At 33.0% G+C, this 20,741-nt stretch carries 16 protein-coding genes; 3 read left to right on the top strand and 13 right to left on the bottom strand.

Annotation, left to right across the window (positions count from 1 at the left end; all coding sequences use genetic code 11):
• Window positions 1-19 precede the first annotated feature (19 nt).
• The 8 genes from AsAng_RS29750 to AsAng_RS29715 form a co-directional block, all read right to left on the bottom strand.
• Complete coding sequence (locus AsAng_RS29750) at window positions 20-697, bottom strand: LolA family protein (protein ID WP_264793712.1); 678 nt, start codon at window positions 695-697, stop codon at window positions 20-22.
• 6 nt (window positions 698-703) lie between these two features.
• Window positions 704-7,366: a hypothetical protein gene (locus AsAng_RS29745; protein WP_264793711.1), complete on the bottom strand. Its 6,663-nt coding sequence runs from the start codon at window positions 7,364-7,366 to the stop codon at window positions 704-706.
• Between the two features lie 28 nt (window positions 7,367-7,394).
• Window positions 7,395-8,003, bottom strand: a complete 609-nt coding sequence (locus tag AsAng_RS29740; protein ID WP_264793710.1) for a hypothetical protein — start codon at window positions 8,001-8,003, stop codon at window positions 7,395-7,397.
• Window positions 7,990-8,493 (bottom strand): OmpH family outer membrane protein, encoded by a 504-nt coding sequence (locus AsAng_RS29735; protein ID WP_264793709.1) that lies wholly within the window; start codon window positions 8,491-8,493, stop codon window positions 7,990-7,992. Before AsAng_RS29735 ends, AsAng_RS29740 begins: the two co-directional genes overlap by 14 nt.
• 2 nt (window positions 8,494-8,495) lie before the next feature.
• Window positions 8,496-9,569: a LamG domain-containing protein gene (locus tag AsAng_RS29730; RefSeq protein ID WP_264793708.1), complete on the bottom strand. Its 1,074-nt coding sequence runs from the start codon at window positions 9,567-9,569 to the stop codon at window positions 8,496-8,498.
• 87 nt (window positions 9,570-9,656) lie between these two features.
• Entirely contained in the window at window positions 9,657-10,112 is a 456-nt protein-coding gene (locus tag AsAng_RS29725; RefSeq protein ID WP_264793707.1) for a hypothetical protein, read from the bottom strand.
• 562 nt (window positions 10,113-10,674) lie between these two features.
• Window positions 10,675-11,511 carry an IS3 family transposase gene (locus AsAng_RS29720; RefSeq protein ID WP_264790941.1) on the bottom strand — a complete coding sequence of 279 codons (837 nt, stop codon included), beginning with the start codon at window positions 11,509-11,511 and terminating at the stop codon, window positions 10,675-10,677.
• A complete protein-coding gene (locus AsAng_RS29715; RefSeq protein WP_264790940.1) occupies window positions 11,508-11,801 on the bottom strand; it encodes a transposase in 294 nt (97 codons plus the stop codon). Before AsAng_RS29715 ends, AsAng_RS29720 begins: the two co-directional genes overlap by 4 nt.
• A gap of 457 nt (window positions 11,802-12,258) precedes the next feature.
• On the opposite strand from AsAng_RS29715, the gene AsAng_RS29710 reads away from it, so the two are divergent.
• Window positions 12,259-12,729 carry a hypothetical protein gene (locus AsAng_RS29710; RefSeq protein WP_264793706.1) on the top strand — a complete coding sequence of 157 codons (471 nt, stop codon included), beginning with the start codon at window positions 12,259-12,261 and terminating at the stop codon, window positions 12,727-12,729.
• A gap of 116 nt (window positions 12,730-12,845) precedes the next feature.
• Here AsAng_RS29710 and AsAng_RS29705 read toward each other — a convergent pair whose 3' ends face one another.
• A complete protein-coding gene (locus tag AsAng_RS29705; protein WP_264793705.1) occupies window positions 12,846-13,481 on the bottom strand; it encodes a DNA cytosine methyltransferase in 636 nt (211 codons plus the stop codon).
• Window positions 13,482-13,760: 279 nt separating this feature from the next.
• On the opposite strand from AsAng_RS29705, the gene AsAng_RS29700 reads away from it, so the two are divergent.
• Window positions 13,761-14,681 carry an ArdC family protein gene (locus AsAng_RS29700; RefSeq protein ID WP_264793704.1) on the top strand — a complete coding sequence of 307 codons (921 nt, stop codon included), beginning with the start codon at window positions 13,761-13,763 and terminating at the stop codon, window positions 14,679-14,681.
• 309 nt (window positions 14,682-14,990) lie between these two features.
• On the opposite strand, the gene AsAng_RS29695 is transcribed toward AsAng_RS29700, so the two are convergent.
• Window positions 14,991-15,260 carry a hypothetical protein gene (locus AsAng_RS29695; protein ID WP_264793703.1) on the bottom strand — a complete coding sequence of 90 codons (270 nt, stop codon included), beginning with the start codon at window positions 15,258-15,260 and terminating at the stop codon, window positions 14,991-14,993.
• Window positions 15,257-15,940: a ParA family protein gene (locus AsAng_RS29690; protein WP_264793702.1), complete on the bottom strand. Its 684-nt coding sequence runs from the start codon at window positions 15,938-15,940 to the stop codon at window positions 15,257-15,259. The genes AsAng_RS29695 and AsAng_RS29690 overlap by 4 nt, the downstream gene beginning before the upstream one ends.
• 1,961 nt (window positions 15,941-17,901) lie before the next feature.
• Between AsAng_RS29690 and AsAng_RS29685 the strand changes: the two genes are divergently transcribed.
• Window positions 17,902-19,251 (top strand): replication initiation protein, encoded by a 1,350-nt coding sequence (locus AsAng_RS29685; protein ID WP_264793701.1) that lies wholly within the window; start codon window positions 17,902-17,904, stop codon window positions 19,249-19,251.
• A gap of 10 nt (window positions 19,252-19,261) precedes the next feature.
• On the opposite strand, the gene AsAng_RS29680 is transcribed toward AsAng_RS29685, so the two are convergent.
• Window positions 19,262-20,122, bottom strand: coding sequence for a KilA-N domain-containing protein (locus AsAng_RS29680; RefSeq protein ID WP_264793700.1), 861 nt, complete (start codon window positions 20,120-20,122; stop codon window positions 19,262-19,264).
• Between the two features lie 61 nt (window positions 20,123-20,183).
• On the bottom strand, window positions 20,184-20,741 hold the full coding sequence (locus tag AsAng_RS29675) for a recombinase family protein (protein ID WP_264793699.1): 558 nt from the start codon (window positions 20,739-20,741) through the stop codon (window positions 20,184-20,186).

Here is a 20,741-nt window from a genome sequence, read left to right as displayed (position 1 = left end):
TGTTTTTAGGTTTGTTGGTTTATTGAAAGGATAATGCGGCTTGTAATTTATAAGTTTTATACTTATCTATTGCTGTTACTCCTTTAGACGTTATATTCAGAAATTGCTTCTCAGAAAAAGCATTATCTGAAAGATTGGGTTGAGTATCTACTTCTTTAAAATGCATATCTATATAAACATTATTTTTTACCAATTTAGGGTTATAATAATGCCTTGTTTGACTTACTAAGCCTGTTTTGGTGTCAAAAAAAATATCTAACCGACTCATTTGCACTTTATCATTGTATAAACTATATTGTCTAATGCCTGATTTTTCACCTCGATATTCCGTCTTAGGGTACTTTTCTAATAAATCTTTACCTAGAGGAATATACATTTTAGCTAGCATATTAGCTTGATGTTCACTCCATTTGTCATAGGAAATTTGTTTATTTCTATGATCAACAACAACTAGATATTTATCATTAATTAACATTGATTGCTCTTCCATTTCATATAAATATTGCCCTCCTTTCTTTTTAATCGTCATTTTTTTCGTCATCTTCTCATTTCCATCTTCATAGACAACACTCTCGATTTTGGCATATAAATCTGATTGATTTTCATAAACTTTATACATTCTGTCCAAATCATCTTTTAACGATTGACCCAATGCCCATTGAACAGAAAAGGCTAATATTAAAATTAATAGTCTCATAGATTCTTAATTAGGTTTAACATAACTTCTTGATTCCTGTATTGAAATAATTCCACGTTCTGTTTCTTTCTTTGAAGAAACTAAGCTTCCAGATGCATTGTAGATATAGAAGGTCGCATAATTATTATCATCCAATGTCGCTTTCAATTTATAGGTAATTGGATCATAAACATAACTAACCATATTACCATCTGCTGGAAAAATACGAATATCATCTATGTAAAAACCATCAGCATTTAAATCTGGACTTGTAGCCATTCCTATTTTGATGCTAAATGCGTTACTTCCATTTGCGATGAAGGTTCCTTCTATTTTTTGCCATCCTTCTATTACAGGACCAGAAGGAGCTATAAATGTTCCACAAATACTTACACCTCTCTGTCCTTTATTAGCTTTGGCATAAGTAGGCAAAGGTTGATGATTTCCCTTTTCTTCTACTTTTATCCATGCGCTAAAGACATAATCCTTAGCATTTTTTAATTTCAATGTTGTTAAAGGAAACTTATGGGTATCGTCATTTGAATTTGTGTTAACTAATTTTAGACTGTATTTACCTGTATGTGCACAGTAGTCTGTAATCAAATCATTTTGATTGGTCGAATTCAATGAAATAGGAATATATGGATGTTTTATAATCAAATCTCCAGACCACCAACTTTCAGTTGTCAAATCATGCTTATTGGAACTAAAGTCAATCTCATATACCGTAAAGTCATCTTTTGTATCAGCATTAATAAGATGGGTTAACCCTGGAGCCTTAAAACGTTGACTTCCTGTGACATTCAGAGGGTATTGGTTAATAATTTTTCCATTAACGATTTGTTTTTTATTTAGCCCTTTTAAATGTAAAGTAGCATCTAACTGTATAGGATTGGTCGTATCATATGCTTTTCGGACTAATATATAAGATTTATTGTTAGTAGGTTTAGCCATAGGATAAGTCAATTTATAGTTTTCATGTTGCTCTGCATTCGTAGCAATACAAGAAGTAGATTTAGGTAAAAAGTCTAAATGACCACTATTAAGTGTTTCAGTTGTATTTGAAATATCATTTAATAGCCCTCTTTGATTTGCCTCTTCAAATCCTTCAAATCCTATTTCATAATATTGGGTATTAACACCTTGAGCAATAACTAAATCATTCCTATAGCCATATAGCGTTGCTTGATAGGTTCCCAATACATCACGAGATTCAACAGGCGTACCTCCAATCTGATATTTGGTAATATCCTGTGTACGAATCCATCGATTTTCACTAGAATATTCTATAAATGGATTTTTCCAATTGAATAACGATACAGCGTCTACTGTACCTGATTTTCGAATATCGACCTCATTATCATGATCTTGACCTGATAAATATTCTTGTTTTCTATCATTTATATAAGAATAACTATTTTGGGCTCTCCATACCCCTTTCGTTCCTTTTATAAATGGATTTTTTGATGCTAAGTCTAAACAATAGTTAGTATTATCTAATGTCCAATCATCTGAAAAGGTAGCTCCAGATGCCGACAAAACATGATTTACCTTTGATTGAGTAATAGGGGCGCTCATATTTGTTGCCACTAAACTTGCTTGATTATTAGCCACTGTTATCTCAACTACCTCAGGGACTACAATATTTGTAATCGTTCGATTCGTTAAAGGATTTGCGGTTCCAGAACCATCTGTATCAACAGTACTGTATTGTGCTATTGTTGCTCCAACTAAATTTCTATTACCAGAACGAATATTTTTTAATGTAACCTTGATTGGAGCTGAGCCAGTCATAATACTAGGATCTAAAACATCAAATTGATGCGACTTAGTAGGCGTTACAGCATCATTATACAATTGCCCCATATAAATGGCTTTGGATTTTTTGAATCCAGCAGCGATAATGAATTCATCCCCTTCATACCACTGTTCATGATTGGGGTGGTTATAATTCGTTTGAACTTGATAATATCCTGTTGATGAAACAGGAGACGCATCAAAACGCACATCTTCAAATACAATGCCCCAATTCTTTGCTGCAGCTCCCATCCTATCATGCGCCATATATGCAGGAACACTATAATTATAAATTTCACCACCTAACTGATTATCAACTGTAGCCAACAAAGGAGAACCTGTTTGGTTATCAAACACCTGATTTTTAGTGATTATTGTGGCTTGTCCATCAAAGGCTTGCACCTCTTCCAATATCCCTGTTCGTTTAATAATTTTATTCGCTACTGATGTCCTAGCTCTATTTTCATGATAGTTGTACTGTGGCCAAGGAAATGGAAAGGGCCACCATAATATTCCATCAGTGTTAAAGGCAAGACCAGCAGCACCTGACGTTTGTAAAAATTCTCGCCCATCAATGAAAAAGTCATAATCAACACCTATTAATTGTGTTTCCGTTAGAGCATTTCCTTCAGGATTATCAGAGACTAATACTTTTGCTTCACTATCCAAAACAGCTATTTCTTGATTAGGCTTACCCCTTTTGAAATCAACAACTTTTTTAGTTTTATATTTATACTCTACTTTTGTCAATAGTTCATCAGACATCCTTCCATCTTTTTTCTGACCATAGGTAGAGATCTTTTTGGTTTTCCCATGCATATCATTCAACTCAATACTATAGCCTTGAGTTCCTGTATAATGATCATATCTAGTCATTGTTAGCAACTGAATAAACATGGATAGCCAAGGATTATTTTCTGTATCATCTAAACTTGTCTTACTAGTAAATACAGGAAAATCTTTTGCCGTATAGTATTCATAAACTGTTTCCCCTGTAGTCCCAAAACCTTCAGGTAAATTAAAACTAGCTAAGTAAGCACTTGGATCATTTGCTTTAGAAGCTTCTAAAGCATAATTTGAAGCTAAACTTCGAACAGTAACTTTACTATATCCTACACTAGAACCAGGATGATACGCTTCGTTCATTGGATATAAATAATCATGAATATCTTTTACTTGGTTGTCTCTCACTTCTTCCTGTACTACAGCCCATCTAATTGCACATTCGTCATAACCATTCGCAACTTCATTTTCTAAAACTCCACTAGATACAACCGCTCCATTTTCATCCTTAGTTGTATAGTCATAGACAACTCCTAAGGTTGAAGTCTCATTAGGATTCCAACCATCATCTAACTGTATTTTTTTGACTCTTGCTCCTCCTCCATATTGAATCTTATCTGGTGTGTTCAATCGGATAAATGATTTTCCTAGTTGAATATGCTTAGAAAAACCTTCGCTTACCAAACCATAATCAAAATAACCTGAAAACAAAGCCTTTATACTCTCTCCCATTTGGTCTAAATTTGTCAGCGCATTTGGAGGTCCTCCTAAATCAGCAGCTAACATTTGATCTGGTAATTTATCTTTCAAAAACTTCAGTGCTCTCATTGAAATGGGGTGATGCTGCTTCCATTTAGAATGAAGACGAGAACGTTTAAGTCGTATTCTTGCATGCGTATAATTAGTTCCTGATGTTGGAGGAACAAACTCTATTGCATCCGAGTGATCACTATTTTTATCAATCTCAGCATATCCAGGAACATATTCCCATGTTTCATTGGTATTGTTGCGCAAGTTAATAAGTACCTTATAATACAATTGTTTATAATTCACGCCTTCTCGACTAGCTTCTGGCAAATCTTCAATGTATTCATTTAATTGTTCTTGCGCATTAGAAGAACTTGTAGAAATAGGGTGTTCTAATTGAAATTGTAAATAACGGTCGTCATCACTAGGATCATAAGACACTAGCAAATTCTGGTTCGGAGTCGTTTTATGGGTTGATGTAATATTAAACATACGAGTTGCCTTAGCATCTTGCACATAAGCATAGTCATCTCGTTCCATATCAATATTTAAAGTCGCTCCTGATGGCATTTTAATTTTTTCTAAATGCCAGGCAGAAATTTGCTGGTCTAATTCAGCTTTATAAGAAGGATCTTGTTTGGTATAGGGCAAGTTCATATTATCACAAGTATTATATCCTGACTGAAGATAATTTTCTCGATAAACGCCCCAACGATCTGTCTGATCATCTGTATAATTGGGATTATAAGGATTGTATTCAAAAACATAAGGCGACAATTCTCCTCGATCATTATCTTCATAGGTAAAATAAACCTCTTTTAAAGTTAACTTTCCTAGAGGGCTTGCGGTATTTAGATTTTTAATATTAGCATTTTCAGCACTACTTATAGTTGCTGTATTATCATTATTTAATGCATTTTTACACAAACTGTAATCATAGGTAAAGTTTACTGTTTTTAAGGTTGAAGCATTTGCTAGTCCCTTGTCCGAAATTTCTTTTTTAGAGTACAATAAAATCCTATCTAACTTATAAGAAAAAGCACCTACTTTATTAGTTGTTGCATCTGTACTATTCTGTATGTAATGCTGAGCTCCGCGAGCATCATATCTCCTAGATACTTCAAAATAAGCAATGTGTGTATTCGTTTCTATAGAAGCCGGTAGATAAACTTCCCTATTTCCCCAGGTGAACGCCCCTAAATCATCCATTACATTGTTTTGAAATCCTTGAAGATAATGGGCATCAACAAAAGGTGCTCTCCATTGATAATTATTAGAAAGTTTTACATAATTTGTTCTCATCCAATAACCTGCATCTCCATCTGAGGGTCCTGGTGTATTGTCTATATCTGCATAATCATTACCTAAAACCGATGTTAATAAATAGGTATGAGCATAAGCTGGAAGGCGCTGTTCATCGATATAATCATTTGATCGAAGTGTATTGTCACTTGGTTTATAGTCTATACTATCTCTATCTCCATCAACCATTTTCACGGCTACTCTCTTCGAACAATTATCCAACGGTGCTACACTAAATTTTGCTTCTATTTGGTCGTTATTCATAACAGGCAAAGCATAATTCCAACGAACTCCATCTTGACCTAAAATACTAAATCCAGCATTTTGGTGATTAAATGGGCGAGACAAATCGGAAGTAGGAGCATTGGCATAAGTAGTCTTATTTTTAGCTCCGCTACTTGACGTCTCATCGTAATATTTAATGTCATATTCATTTAATACTTCATCTCCTTGAATATCTAATAGTTCTGAATTGGTGATTTGTTGAATAGATACATTTCTTGGCTTTCTATTTGCTCTGTGGTTTTTATCTTGATTCCATTGTACCTTTGTTTCATAACCACCATTGTTATACCATGGATTCCCTGAACCATCGTTCTTTTCTGCTAATAACTCTCCTCCTTGCCACTTGTCATAATCAAATCCTTCTCTTTTTAGACGCATTGGTTGGTTCTTAGAATCTCCTGTACCTAAATAATCGTAAGTAGATTCTTTTTCTGCACTTACATCTCCTTCCATTTTATAATAAAATGGCTCAAATAAACTATTATCTTGTTGCTCCTTAAAATCAACCCAACTAATATAAGGCCAGCTACTTACATGAACATCTTTCCAGTTATAAGCTCCGTTAAATCCAAATTCCCAAAGAACTCCTCCCTCTCCTCCAAAAGAGCCACCAGGTATGTGATAATGTAATCCTGGATCATTTAAAAAACCATAATCTGAACGATGAGGTCTAAATACACCAGATATACCTTGACCTGCTACATTATAAACATCATAAGTCATGATTGGATTTGCTAAATATCGTTGATATCGATGCACGACACCATCTTTTTCACGATTAAAATCCAGTAAGTTATCTACTTTTGCATTCTGCATATAATTGTACCCATAAGCTGCTTGTCCTATCCAATTACCTGCATCTTCAAAACTTTCCGTACTGTAAGAACCAGAGATTCCCCACTTACCATATACCACTGTTCCTCCTCCCATAAAACTTAAATCCCATAAAAAACTAGATCCAGTCCATGGTCTAGATACTGGGGGAGTATAAGATTTTTTGGAAAAAGAAATATTTCCATTAATCCTAAGGCGTTCGCTACCAACATACAAGGAAGATAAACCATCTACAGCATTAAAATTTAGAGCTACAGCTGCTATATTCTCATTGACTTTTTTATTTGTCTCGCTCTTTTCTCTTCCTAATGAAAAACCTATATTGGCAGATGCAGCATCTATCGTACTTATCTTCATCCCCAGACTTAAGTTTGGCTTGTAAGTGTAAGTTTTTGATCCAGAGACAGAAAGTCCTAAATTAATCATTGGGTCAATACTCACACCTGCTCCTTTATAATTATTATATACATAGTTTATTCCTAGTGAAAAACCCAAACTCATCTGTAAACTCTTAGCCAGATCAATTCCACCTATCTCTACTCCTCCAGACACTCCAACTCGGGTAGTTTCACTTCTTCGAGCATCCAATTTTCTAGAAACTTTTTCTCCATTAAAATCATCTGGTAAGCCTCTCATAGAGCGTCCCATTGACCCTATATTGATGTTCCATCCTAATCCTGTCCAACTTGCTTCTTGATCAACACTACTTACAGAATTATAAAATAGATTAATTGGGTACCCTCCATTGGAACCTGGTACTTCTAATAATGGAATATTATAATTGAAATCGCCTGAAAATAAGTTCACCATTTCAGTTGTTCCTGCTGGAGCAAATGTCGTATATTCTGGTTGGGAAGGTCCTGCTGTTAATGCAAGTGCTGCAACAGGAAATACAATTTGATTGATCATTAATACCAGAAAAAAACATGCTATTCGTTGCATTGTTCTTGCTTTACTCATAGTCGTATACTTACAATTTTAGGTTTGGAATGGCTTCCAAATCTGATTTTTTATAGTTTAGTTTTATTGGTCCTGTTTTAAAAAAAGGTAAATCCAGAATTAAAGTCTTATCTACAATTTCATCCGTTTGTGGTTGTTTAAAACCTAATACAAATGTTCGATATGGGCTCAAATCGTAAGAACGCTCAAAATGGAATAATTTACAAGATAAAGTATCCCCTGATTCAACTAGTTTAATATCGTTTTGCATTGCAAAAGAAAAATAACTAAGTCGATCCTGTCGCTGAATTTCATCTTCTACTCCAAAATTAGTTATGTTATAAGTAGCATCACTAATACCTAACTTAAGCGTGTAATATTGCAGCCCTTTTAATTTCTTCTCTCTTTCTATGTATTTATATTTAGATATATCATTCGTTTGTTCTTCATTGGCAATGACAAATGGAATAGGTTTATATTGGGCTTCTATTTTTAGTGGATAAATTTCTTTTCGCTTTAGTAAACCATTCTCCTCTTCACTCACCCATTGAACATATTCTGACGGAGCCAGTGTTTCGTTGGTACAACTCAAGAAACCATAAAAAATAAAAATCAACCACAAATATTTAATTCCCTGCATATTTTGAATTGATATATTGTATAACATCCTGTGTAATATTGTATTGAGGTTTTCCATACATTAATGAGCCTTGTCCTGCTATTCCAAATACGTAATCATAGCCCTTGCTTTTGCCATATTCTAAGGTGTATTGAGAAATTTGCTTCCAAATCGCTTCCGTATATTCTTGACTTTTTTGTTGATAATGACCTTGGTATTCTTGGTTCGTCTGTTGGTACTGATGCATCATTCGATTCAAACGCTGTTGCGTAATTTCATCTATTGTTCTTTGTTGTTGTAATACTTGTATTTGCAAACCCAAAGAATCTAAGGCAGATTTTCGAGCATTTGACTCTTGTTGTAGTTTATTTTCTAACTCTTTACGCCCTTGAAAGGCATCAAATAATTGCTGATTATCTACAAAAGCCGTTTTGGGAATCGTATTGTAAACTATTGTTCCTATCAAAACATTCACTCCAATTACTGGGATCAGTATCCATATGTATTTCATTTTTAAATCGATTTTGTTTTAAATCGTAAAATGTATTGCTCTCCCTTATTCGCCTCAAATTTTATCGTATAATGTTCATTATTGCTGAGATTAAAACTCGATAAATCAAGTTCTTTCCAATTAATCCCATAACTAGCTGTAAAAGAGCCTGAATAAATGGTTCGATCCCATTTATAAATTTTATAATTAATTGTTTCTCCCCCTCCACTTACAGCATAGTCTTGATTGAATTTAATCCTTAATTTATCATCTTCTAACTGTACATACCCCCCATCTAATTCTTGTTGAGGTTCTGCATAAATAACTGGCTGATTAGGATTAGCTTCTGTATACAATGATTGTATCTCTGAAAACGATAAAACACGATTATAAATTCGGATATCGTCTACTGCTCCATCTAATGCCCTGTTATTAGACCAGTTCAAAGAACTCCCTACTCGAACTGTTTCATTGGAAAAAGTACCTGCACTATTGTACCCTTTATATTGGGAACCTATTAAAACACCGTCTATATATGATTTTAATGTATCATCATTATACGCCATTACATAGTGATGCCAACTGTCATCGGGAACACTTCCTGCATAAAATAAGGTTTGTTTTCTGGGATTGGGTCGAGTGGTTAAGGTCAATAATTTTCGATTCGACATCACTACATACAATGAATAAGCCTCCATATAACTACCTGGCGATAAAGTGTTGGTTGCCAAAATAATTGGATTAAAAGCATACCCCCAGCCACTTGTTGATAGTTGATCTACATTTACCCAAATACTTATTGTGGCTGCTCTTGGTTTTAATACAGCAGCTGAACCTAATGAAATGTGGGTTGCTCCTGTTGTATAAGCATGTATCCCTGCTAGATCTTTAGCACTATTGGGATTTCCAAAACGATCTAATGTATTAACAACAGTTGAGGGAGCTGTCGCATTATTCGGTCCATAACCATTCGGGTTCGTATCATCGTAGGATCCATTTGAAAAAAGATATTCCGCTACCAAGCCATTGGTCGGTACTTGAGCAAAGGGTGTCAAAGACATAAACACCAAAAAGGAGCTTATAATGAGTTTTTTCATGTTGTTATTCTATTAAAAGGTTGATGCAACAATATTTAGGTGCTTAGCCTTATCTAGGGTTAATGTACGTTCTTTTGAAATGGTTAATTAGTTTACTTGCATCCTGTAAGGAGGCGTGCTATTCCCTGATTTATCATCTGCCCAAATTTCTAAAAACAATCGATGAGCATTATGTACTGAAGGTGCTACACAAATGCAAAAACCTTGTTCATTAGGATCAAATTCAGGTAATGTAGGTGAAATATTTCCTCCCTTATAAGCAAAACTAACATTTGCTACATTGCCACTTCCTGCATTTCTGCCTACCTTTATATGAATACTATCAATATCTGAAGTGTCCGAAAATAGAGCAACGACTTTTACACAAAAACTAATACTATTTAAACTATTTGCATTGGCATTGGGAGGTGGGGCATGGGTACTTGTTGAATCTAATTCCAATAGAATAAAAGAGTTGAGAATTTTTAAGGTATCCTGTGCTTGGATCTGGGGTGTTTTTAAAATGAGTGCCAAAACACTCATTAATATTGCTTTTTTGAACATAGATAGATGTTGTTCTTTGATTGGAGGAATTAAATGGTTTAGTAATTAGTAAATGATATAAATTACGAAAACTATTTTTATAGGAAAAAAGTTCCTACTTATTAAATTAAACAAATACGTTTACCTGTTTTTTTCATAAATGCTAAATTGTAACCTTGGTCATTGGTGTATTTTGATTGAAGCTTGTCAAAAGATTGTTGTTACAACAAGACGTTCATAAGTTTTGTTTTTTATAAAAAACATATACTCTTTTCAATTAAAATGAGTTCATATATGATTAATACCGCAAAACTAAAATAAATATATAGAAAACACAAGTGTATATTTTTTAAATAAATTAAAAATATACACTTTATTTATTTTTAATTTATAACCTTAAAACTCCACTAGAGATGGATAAACTCATCCAGAACACTGACCAACTTAGTTGTTTATTTATGTTAACAAAAAAGTAACAATAAGTTTATCCAACGATATAGCGTAATTAAATGCAAGTGATACTTATGCGTCATTCCTTGATCTATGGAGTAACAAAAAGAGGGGATCCTTCTGTAGGCTTCCCCTAAGCAGCAACCGCTAAAAAGTAGAGTTTCTGATTTAGAATCTCAAAAGAATCTGGGGTAATATTACCTAAGTTCTTATGAGGTCGTTCTAGATTATAAATCTGACTCCAAACCTGTATTTCTTCATTTAATTCTTCTAGAGATTGAAACCAGCATAAGTTCAAACATTCGGCTCTCAATGTTTTATTCAAACGCTCAATCAAACCATTCTGAGATGGCTTTCCTGGTTGGATGAATTTCAATTCAATATCATGTTTATTTGCCCACAATTTGAGCTTTTCTGAAATAAACTCAGGACCATTGTCACAACGAATATAAGATGGTTTTCCACGATATTCTATCACTTTCTCCAAAACCTCTATTAGCTTTTTAGCTGAAATATTATGATGAGCTTCTGTCCATAAGGCTCGGCGAGAACCTTCATCCATAATATTGATAATTCGTATACGATGATTAGTTGGGCTAACAACCCAATCACTTAGAAAATCCATAGCCCAACCTTTGTTGACTTCTTTAGGAGCCAAAAGTTGTTGATATTTTCGATAAATCCTCTTGCGTTTGGGCGGTAAACGTAAATTTAAACCCTCTATACACCATATACGATAAATTCTCTTATGATTATAGGCATAGCCTTGATTTCTCAAATAGTGATAAATTTTCCAAAAGCCCCATGATACAAAACGTTTTGTTAACTGATGTAGTAAATCCACTATTTCTTCATCCTTTTCTTCTGGGCGATGACCTGATTTACGACTATAATATGTCTGACGGCGTAAGCCCAAAACAACACAAGTACGACGAATGCTGTATTCTTTTGACAAGCAATCCAATATCATTTCTTGTTCTTTTGGGCTTGGAACTTTTTTACCATTGCATAACCTTCTTGAAGTATCTCATGATCGATACTTAAATTAGCATACATCTTTTTTAAACGAACATTTTCTGCCTCTAATTCCTTTATTCTTCGTTTATCTTCATCTTGACTATCTTCATAGTCCTTTTTCCATTTATACAACGTAGCTGCACTAATTTGGTATTGACGGCATAAATCCGTTACACTTTTTCCGCCGTCATGCTCTGCTAATATCTTTGCTTTTTGAGCTGTGCTAAATTTACTCCTCTTCATTTTCGTTAGTTTTTATCTAATATAATATTTTTTCTCTTAACTAACGGTTGCTTCTCTTGGGATGCCTACACTTCAATCCTACCCTATTCGCTATCTTTAAAAATCAAAGCTATAAGTAAAGGTCATAACGACCTAAACGAGAGAAATTCCCCATGCCGATTTTGATTATCTTTTCTTTTATACATTTTTTTACATTCCCAAAATAAGCTTTAATATAGGTTATGATTTTGAGAATGAATTAAATTCGATTTACAGTCTTTTACTGTATCAAAAAAGGGTCGTCAAAAGAAGCATGAAAAGTATTTAATTTGGCTGATTCAAAAGGATTTTAGTCTATACTGAAAAACAATAGGTTATTTTTTAGAAAATCAAACTAAAAGTAAATAGCGTGGGCAATTTCTCTTGTTTGAGTTTCTTTTACCAACAATAGCAACTTTTTCTATTTAAATGTAACAAAATGATAACAGAAGTTGAGGCAACAATTATTGTAAAAGAGTATTTATCTAATAATGAAAGAATATTTAGAATACCTAAATACAGGATTTTAAAAAGAGTTCTCTATTGGTTTATTCTTTTGTATAAAAAAATACGATACCGAAAGATTTTTCTTAATGATTATGAACATATAGGTTATATACTTCCAAGCAAGAGATATAAAAATAGAAAGGAAGTGCTTTCTATTTTAGAAATAGAAGTTTTTGAAGAAGTTTTCGTTTTTTATTTGGGAACTAACATGAGTTTTGTAGACCCTTATCGTTATTTTGGAATGAGAAAAACTATAGAAAAACCTATTATTATTGATAGAACTAACTCTAATTTATATCGGTTACTTCATACAGGATTAGGAGTAAATATTTATATAGATATTTTTAAAAATAGAGCCCAAAATCAAGAATTATTTTATAGTTCTTTTGCTAAACTGACATGATTTAATTAAATAAGACATTTGGCCTCTGAAGCCAATATATTAAAACTATACCAGTACTTTTTCACCACAAACACAAGCAAACCTGAGTAGCAAAAGGCTACTAATCCGTATCTCTATTAGAATTCTTTTCGCAAAGAAGCTTCCATAATTTCATAGCAAAGCTCTGGAGGGATTTTTGAGCGCTCGTAGTTGCTTTTTATCCCTTGTATCCCTCTATTTTTAGATGATCTTGGAACTGCTTCATGATGACAATTTTTATTTCCATTATGACAAACAGGTCTTGGTTGCCATCCATTCAAATTCCACAAAGAACGAATATTATTACTCCAAATATCCGTTGGTTTCGCACATTTATGTCCATACTGACAATACCAAATCGTGGTTCGTTCTAAGCCTTGCATAAATGGCATTTTTCGGAGGTAACCTCTTGGGTTTTCTATATAATACATGCAATCTAATTCTCGAATAATTTTCAGCATATTTATAGTGACTTGATCACTTTTAGCTGCAAAACTTGTTTGGGGAATACCTTTATTACGATGATGCCAAAGACCAGCTACAGAATACGTTGTACAAGGAGGGGATGCCCAAATAATATCAGGTTTAAAGGGTAAGTCTTTTATCCGTAAAAATTCTATATCCGCAACTAGGTTTATTCCTTTAAAGTTTTTGTTATCAATAGAAAAAACTTCACAGCCTAGTTTTTCAGCTACTTTACCTATGCTTCTACTTCCTGCAAATAATTCGAGCACTTTTGTTTTTTCAAAATCGTAGTTTATCCTTTTGACCAAAGAATATGATGAAGCACAGTTGAACACTTGTAAGCATAGATAGAATAAATAAAAAAACACCAGAAGGGCAAATGCATTGTTTCTGGGTAAATACGGAAAACTATCTTACCCCATATTATCCATACGACGAAATCAATTTTCTTTTCGCCCCCCCTGCCACCTGTGCTACCATCAGATCACAGCACTCTTTTCGAGGGCTGTTTTTGCTATTTCACATTTCCACCACAAAACAACGATGGTATGCAACAAAACAAGAAGACTACTTCTGATACAGACGTGTATCAAGAAGTAACCAACAAGCTGATTCAATTGCTCGAAAAAGGCACTGTTCCATGGAAGCAACTTTTCAAGGCTTCTGAATACGGCTTTGCACAGAATTATTACACCAAACATCAATACAGTGGTATTAATTGGTTTTTACTCAACTTTGTAACAAACTATGAGGTACCCTATTATTTAACCTGGAAACAAGTTCAAAAGCTTGGAGGGAAAGTCATCAAAGGTTCTCAAGCTGAACGGATTTATTACGTCAATTTTTATTGCACAGATGATGAAGGTAAAACACTTTCTGCTGCAGAGGTACGAACTGCGGAAGAAAATGGAACACCTCTAAAAAAACATCCGTATCTGAGACGATATACAGTTTTTAATATCAGTTGTACAGAAGGCATTGAATGGAAAAAGCCACCTCTTGAAACACAAGAGATTCGGCCAATTGGGCGTTGTGAGGCACTTCTTGATTCTATGGAAGATCTCCCTAAAATTAAGTTTATAGACAAAGAAACTGCCTATTATGCGCCTTTAAAAGATGTTATCAATATGCCCAAACTCCAACAATTTGCAGAACATGGAGCAGAAGCTTATTATCGAGTTCTTTTCCATGAACTAATCCATTGGACAGGGCATAGTACTCGTCTAGCACGAAAGGGGATTATGCTTGTGCAAAACAAAGATAAAATGATTTATTCTGAGGAAGAATTAACCGCAGAACTTGGAGCTTGTATGCTTGCTTCTTTGGCAGGAATTCAAAAGGAAAACCTTTTGCAAAACTCCGCAGCGTATTTACAGTCATGGTTGGACTGTATGAAGGAAGATAAACGATTTATTTTCCGAGTCGCTCCACAGGCTGAAAATGCTGTCAAGTACATTCTTGGCAGCTAGTATGAACACACAATTATTCTAATTTTGGTGGAATTGAAATAGCTTGGAGACCGTTCTTTGGGGCGGTCTCTTTTTTATAAGTTTCTTAAGAAATGGTTCTTCTATTATACCCTCCCCATTCCTGACTTAGACATGATAAATCAAAAGTATAGGGATTTTTGGCTTCTATTCCAAGTCACCAATTATAGATTCAATAACAGTCCTCAAAATTTAAATTCTCTTATAAAAATAAAGGAGAAGAGCATCTGCCCCTCCCCTATCAGTTGACTGTTCTTCATTTTAGCCAAAATCTTTCTTTATCAAGAATAGTTATTCCTTGTTTTTTTCAAAATAAGCTTCCAGAATACGTTCCAATAAATCCGTAATAGTCATATCTCTATTAAGAGCAGTACGCTTTAGTTCTTTAATTAGTTCTGGGCGTAATTGCGTTCCAAATTTCTTTCTTTCTATTTTTCTAGAAATATTATTTTCTTCTAAAATAGAATCTACATCATTAAACATAGCTTCTACTTTATCTGGTGTTGGCAAATCTTTATCCAACATTCCAGCTAACTTTTCGCCTCTTCTTTTCTTGCTCATAATCCTGCTGTTTTTATTAATTCATTCAACCAACATCTGAAATTGCGTTTTGCAGTATCACTTGATTTCTTAGAATAAATACTATTCAAAGTATCTGCATCCATAAAAGCAGTATAAAACCCTAAATTATTATCTAGAACAGATACATACTTCTCGAATGCCTCTAAATCTTCTCTTGCATCTCTATACCTTGTTCGCCCTTTTATATACATATTTACAAAACCTACCATAGTAATAGGTCTTATTTTATTTCCCTCTCTCTTTTGAGAAACTTTTAGAGCAAATTTTACATAATCAAAAGTAGATTCTAAAGAGAAATTTCCTGCCTGAAAAGGAACCATTAAGACATCAACATAGAATAGAACCTTTTTTGTAAAATCGTCTAATCGTCCAGCTACATCTACAAAAATATAATCGTGTGTAGTTCGTGCTCGTTGAATAATTTCATATAGGCGATCAATATCGTTAAGACAAGATATGATTTTATAACTAGGCTCTGCATCTAAATCATCTCCTAAGTCATCATTTCTAAACTTAACCAAACTCTGTTGGTCATCAGCATCAATAACCAAGATTTTTTTATTGAAGGGAGCTTGGCTTAATGCTGTAGCTGTCATCATTGTTAAAGTAGATTTACCTACTCCTCCTTTACGATTCCCAAATACAATAACTTTTGCCATGTGGGTGAATTTATTTAAAGAAGATTTCTACTTTTCTAGAAATCTATAAAGTTATCAAAAAAGATTTCTTAAAAATAAGAAATCTATGTTAGATACTAAAACTAATCCGCTAATAATATCTCTATAAAGTTTATTTTCCTACGATCAGAAATCTTATTTTCTAGAAAATAAGATTTCTTTAATTTGCTATTTTCCCTTTTAAGGAAGCTATATTCTTGATCACATACCTTTATTACAATAGAGGGTTCAAGAGGAAAAATCATAAGCTGACATCATATAAATGGAACTATTGCTATAATTGTATAATTCTCTTACTTTCTAGAAAAGAAGATGATTATATTTAAAACAACATAAAAAACAAATAGATTTCTAGAAAACTTCTTATCGAGAAATCTTTCTTTCTTGACAAAAGAATAATCCTTTAGGAGAAGAAAAAAATATTTCATAGAGACTATTTTCATCCAAAATTTCCCTAAAATCCACTATGCTCATAATCTTCGTTAAAACATCAGATAAAACTATGTTATACCAAGATTAAAAAGTTATGGTTTTAATCTAAAAAAGACCTTAGAATCATGAAAGACTTTTTGACTTTTGCTCGATTTTACCCTCCTTTAATAAAAAAAGTGCTTGCTCATTTTCTATAAATCTTATTTTCTAGAAAATAAGATTTATAGAAAAACATACTATTTTAAACGCCTTTGTATAAATAGTTATCCTTATAAAGAAGATTTCTAAAAAGATATTTATCTTTTTTTCTAGAAAAGAAGACCTCTTATATATTAACTCTAATTGTTTCTATTTATAACCTACTTGAATGAAGTCCATCTAATAAATAATTATTATAAGGCAACTTTGTAAAACCTAAATCGGTCTTTTAGATTAAAAAAGCAGCTTTTCTATTTTTCTAGAAAATAATAAAAGTAGATTACTAGATAAAATATTCTTTTGCTTCGGTCTAATAATGCTCAAAGGCGGTTATCCTTTTCTATTAAAAAAACAGCATTAAAGTATATCAAACAAAGTGCAATTATATTTCTTCTTTTCTAGAAAACTAATTTACTAGAAAAATTTATTTTCAATTAGACTTAAAGCAAGTCTAAAAAACAACTCTCTAGAAATTTAGATTTCTAAATAAATAGATTTCTAGAAGCAAAATTAACCCTTAGTATATATAAGATTCTATTAATAATTGAAGTTTATTTTCTATGAAGAAAAAAACATCATCTAATAAAACTGTTGATGTTTTATTTTTATTTGTTTATTGTTATTTGTTAAGAAGAGCCTGAACCCTTTTATTTATAGGGCTTCTAGAATTGAACTATCCATAAAACGGGATATACTATCCAGTAAACAGGACTTACTATCCATAAAACAGGAACCTAGTATCCTAAGAACGGGATATACTATCCATAAAACGGGAGGAACTATCCACAAAACGGGAGGAACTCTTTTTCTTTATACTTCCAATATTAAACTATCCGCAAAACGGGAAATATATAGGTTAAAGGATTTCTAGATCTTCTAACTATCCATAAAACGGGAAAATATGGTTGAAAATACTTCATCTCGGCTACAAAATGAGAAAATTTAAGGTTTTCTATCTTGATTTTCTATCAAAAGCCTATATATAGCTAATATTTTATACTCTTGAGTACTGAACTATCCATAAAAGGGGAGAACAAAATTTTTTATGAAAACTGAACTATCCATAAAACGGGAAGAAAGCCACTTTGTGTATAATTCTTTTGTAAACAGGTATTTATGATGATATTAAGAGGAAGAAAAAATAATAACTATCCACAAAACGGGAAAAATAAAGGTAAGTAGAGTAACTTACTAAATTAAACTATCCACAAAACGGGAAATTATTTTCAACAATAAACTATCCATAGGTCAAAGTTCGTTGGATAGTTTAGTTTTTTTATCTATTTTGCTTCCATCAAAGATAAAAAATCGTTATGAAAATACCCGCTCAATTAGTTAAGAAAAAGGATATTAAGGATAAAAACGTAGCTAAAGCTCAACCATTAGTAGAAGCTGCTTATAATTTTTCTATTTGGGAAAAAAGAGTCTATACTATATTAGCCTCATTAGTAGACAAAAAAGATCCTGATTTTAAATCTTATCGAATTAACATTCGTGACATTATTGATTTTTATGAATGTAAAAGCCATGATGCTTATGATCGAATTCGAGAGGTCCCAGAAAGTTTGCTGACAAAAAATAAAATTATTAAAATTCCTTATACAACAGAAGAAGGGCATAGGCGTATTTTAAAAACACATCTTATCACAGCAGTTACAGAACCTGCCGAGGATGATAATTCAGCTGGGAATGGGTATATAGAACTGGAGTTCCATCCTCGTCTAAAACCCTTTTTGCTAGGACTAAAGCGCTATCTTTGTTACGATATAAAGAATACAATAGGTATTTCTAGCGTGCATACGCTACGAATTTTTGAGTTCTTAAAATTACATCAGTATAAAAAACAGCATCAAATCACGGTACATGATTTAAAGGTAATGTTAGGCTTAGAGGAAAAGCATAAAAAATATGGGCATTTTAAAAGGGTTATTGTAAAAGCTCAAAAAGACATTAAAAAACATACAGATATTCGATTTGAATTTGATGAAATAAAACAAGGACGGGCTGTTTATGCATTAAATTTTAAGATTTATGATAATGGAAATGTAAAAGCAACTACTTCGGCAATGATAGAAGCAGAAGTAACGAATGTAGGGAATGGTTATGAATTGTTTCTAATTATCCGTGATTGGGGAATTACAAAAGAAACCTTTAATGAATTTGTTAGGAACTATTCTATACAACACATAAAGGAACGAATTGAATATATTCAAAATGCGCCTAAGAATAATCAAATTAAAAATAGGGCAGGTTATTTAAGAAAGTTGTTAGAGCAGCCTACCTTATTTGATGAAAGTAAAATAAAGAAACAAACACATGTAATAACAAAAAGAAAGAAAGCTGCTCAAGCAAAGAATAAGGCAAAGTTGAAAGAGCAACTAGTGGAATTAAAACGTCTATTAAACGCTGCTGAAAATGAGCAAATCGATATATTCTTTCAAGACCATCCAGCTGAAAAATTAGCAATCATCCAGCAAACAAAAGCTTCTGGATTGGCCAAAAATAAGTTTGACAATTTATTGAGTGATGAAGAAAATTTTAGTGATAATCCTCGTTTTCAATTATTTGTCTATGCAGAGGCTAAAAAAACATATCCAGAATTGTTAACAGAAGTTCGTTCTACCTATTTACCTCAGATTGAAGCATTAAAAAAGATTGCTTAATATGCAAAAATCAAGCTTCTGGGGGGAGTTGTTTATTGTGTTTTTCTTTCAATTTCTTGAAGGAACTAGAACCAATTAAGATACCCATTTGATAAATTGCAATACGATTGAGTTCTTCAAGGCGTTCTTGGTGATCAAGTCCTGATTTGATAAATTCAGCATTTAAATTCTCAATATTGGCCAAAATTAGCAATTGTTCAGGTGTTGCATGATCCCTAATATTACCTTTTAAATCAGGATTTTCTTGCTTCCACTGTTTGGCTGTCATTCCAAAAATTGCCATATTGAGTAGATCAGCTTCGTTAGCATAAATCATAGGTACTTGACGGGTACCCTCTATTTTAGGAGGAATTAAATATTCTTTGATAGCATCTGTATGTAAACGATAGTTAATTTTACTCAGTAGTCGTTTTACATCCCAAGCCAACGATTTTTGTTGATGCTCTAATTCTTTTAGTTTTTGGAACTCAACAATTAGATACAACTTAAATTCAGGACTTAACCAAGAGCCAAATTCAAAGGCAATATCTTTATGGGCAAATGTTCCCCCATAACGCCCTGCTTTGGAAACTAATCCAATGGCACCTGTTGTGCTAATCCACTTTTTAGCAGAAAGATAAAAGCGGTTGGTTCCTGCTTCATTTTTAATTCCCTCGAATTCGAGGGAATTAAAATTAGGGTTGTAAACTTTTTCCCAAACGCCTAAAAATTCAATTGTATTTTTGTTTCTCAACCATTGTTCAATTAGGGCATTGCCACCTTCAAAGTTCTTAACCATATCCGTTAGAGAAAGAAAATCTTTTTCTTGTTTTTTAACAACACTAATAGGTGTTCCAAGTACAGATATGTTTTGTTTTTTATTTTTACTCATCTTGATAATTTGGTTAAGAATTATTTGGATAATAATAGAGGATTAAGAATTCTTACATAATTTACTTCTGAAACTCTCGAACGTATTTATACAGGGTAGGTTTTGAAATACCAAACATATTGCAAATTTCCATGATAGGATGTTTTTTACTTTGGTATAAATCGAAAACCATTTGACGTTTTTCTTGTGTCAGAGATTTACGTCTTCCTCCTAATCGCCCCCTAGCTCTAGCAGCAGCTAACCCAGCTTTGGTTCGTTCCAAAATTAAATTACGCTCAAATTCTGCTAACGCTCCAAAGATATGAAAAATGAGTTTACCTGTAGAGGTACTTGTGTTGATAGATTCCTCAATGGATAAAAAGCTAACCTGCTGTTCTTCCAAATAATTTATCCATTCAATTAAATCTTTTAGTGAACGCCCCAAGCGATCTAACCTCCAAACAACAAGAGTGTCTCCTTTGCGAAGGATAGTTTTTATCGTATCAAGACCAGGGCGACTAGTATTTTTACCAGAAGCTGTGTCAAGAATGACTTTTTCACAACCTGCTTTTTCCAAAGCATCCTGTTGCAAGTCTAAATTTTGTTCATGGGTCGATATTCGAGCATATCCAATCAACAT

The organism is Aureispira anguillae (assembly GCF_026000115.1).
Lineage (GTDB): Bacteria > Bacteroidota > Bacteroidia > Chitinophagales > Saprospiraceae > Aureispira > Aureispira anguillae.
Note: the sequence above shows the minus strand (reverse complement) of the source record. Positions and strands in the feature narration are given on the sequence as shown.

Bases quoted from the DNA above. Each gene is read 5' to 3' on its own strand.
- AsAng_RS29750 (WP_264793712.1), bottom strand. From the start codon at position 697: ATGAGACTATTAATTTTAATATTAGCCTTTTCTGTTCAATGGGCATTG.
- AsAng_RS29745 (WP_264793711.1), bottom strand. From the start codon at position 7,366: ATGCAACGAATAGCATGTTTTTTTCTGGTATTAATGATCAATCAAATT.
- AsAng_RS29740 (WP_264793710.1), bottom strand. From the start codon at position 8,003: ATGCAGGGAATTAAATATTTGTGGTTGATTTTTATTTTTTATGGTTTC.
- AsAng_RS29735 (WP_264793709.1), bottom strand. From the start codon at position 8,493: ATGAAATACATATGGATACTGATCCCAGTAATTGGAGTGAATGTTTTG.
- AsAng_RS29730 (WP_264793708.1), bottom strand. From the start codon at position 9,569: ATGAAAAAACTCATTATAAGCTCCTTTTTGGTGTTTATGTCTTTGACA.
- AsAng_RS29725 (WP_264793707.1), bottom strand. From the start codon at position 10,112: ATGTTCAAAAAAGCAATATTAATGAGTGTTTTGGCACTCATTTTAAAA.
- AsAng_RS29720 (WP_264790941.1), bottom strand. From the start codon at position 11,511: ATGATATTGGATTGCTTGTCAAAAGAATACAGCATTCGTCGTACTTGT.
- AsAng_RS29715 (WP_264790940.1), bottom strand. From the start codon at position 11,801: ATGAAGAGGAGTAAATTTAGCACAGCTCAAAAAGCAAAGATATTAGCA.
- AsAng_RS29710 (WP_264793706.1), top strand. From the start codon at position 12,259: ATGATAACAGAAGTTGAGGCAACAATTATTGTAAAAGAGTATTTATCT.
- AsAng_RS29700 (WP_264793704.1), top strand. From the start codon at position 13,761: ATGCAACAAAACAAGAAGACTACTTCTGATACAGACGTGTATCAAGAA.
- AsAng_RS29695 (WP_264793703.1), bottom strand. From the start codon at position 15,260: ATGAGCAAGAAAAGAAGAGGCGAAAAGTTAGCTGGAATGTTGGATAAA.
- AsAng_RS29690 (WP_264793702.1), bottom strand. From the start codon at position 15,940: ATGGCAAAAGTTATTGTATTTGGGAATCGTAAAGGAGGAGTAGGTAAA.
- AsAng_RS29685 (WP_264793701.1), top strand. From the start codon at position 17,902: ATGAAAATACCCGCTCAATTAGTTAAGAAAAAGGATATTAAGGATAAA.
- AsAng_RS29680 (WP_264793700.1), bottom strand. From the start codon at position 20,122: ATGAGTAAAAATAAAAAACAAAACATATCTGTACTTGGAACACCTATT.
- AsAng_RS29675 (WP_264793699.1), bottom strand. From the start codon at position 20,741: ATGTTGATTGGATATGCTCGAATATCGACCCATGAACAAAATTTAGAC.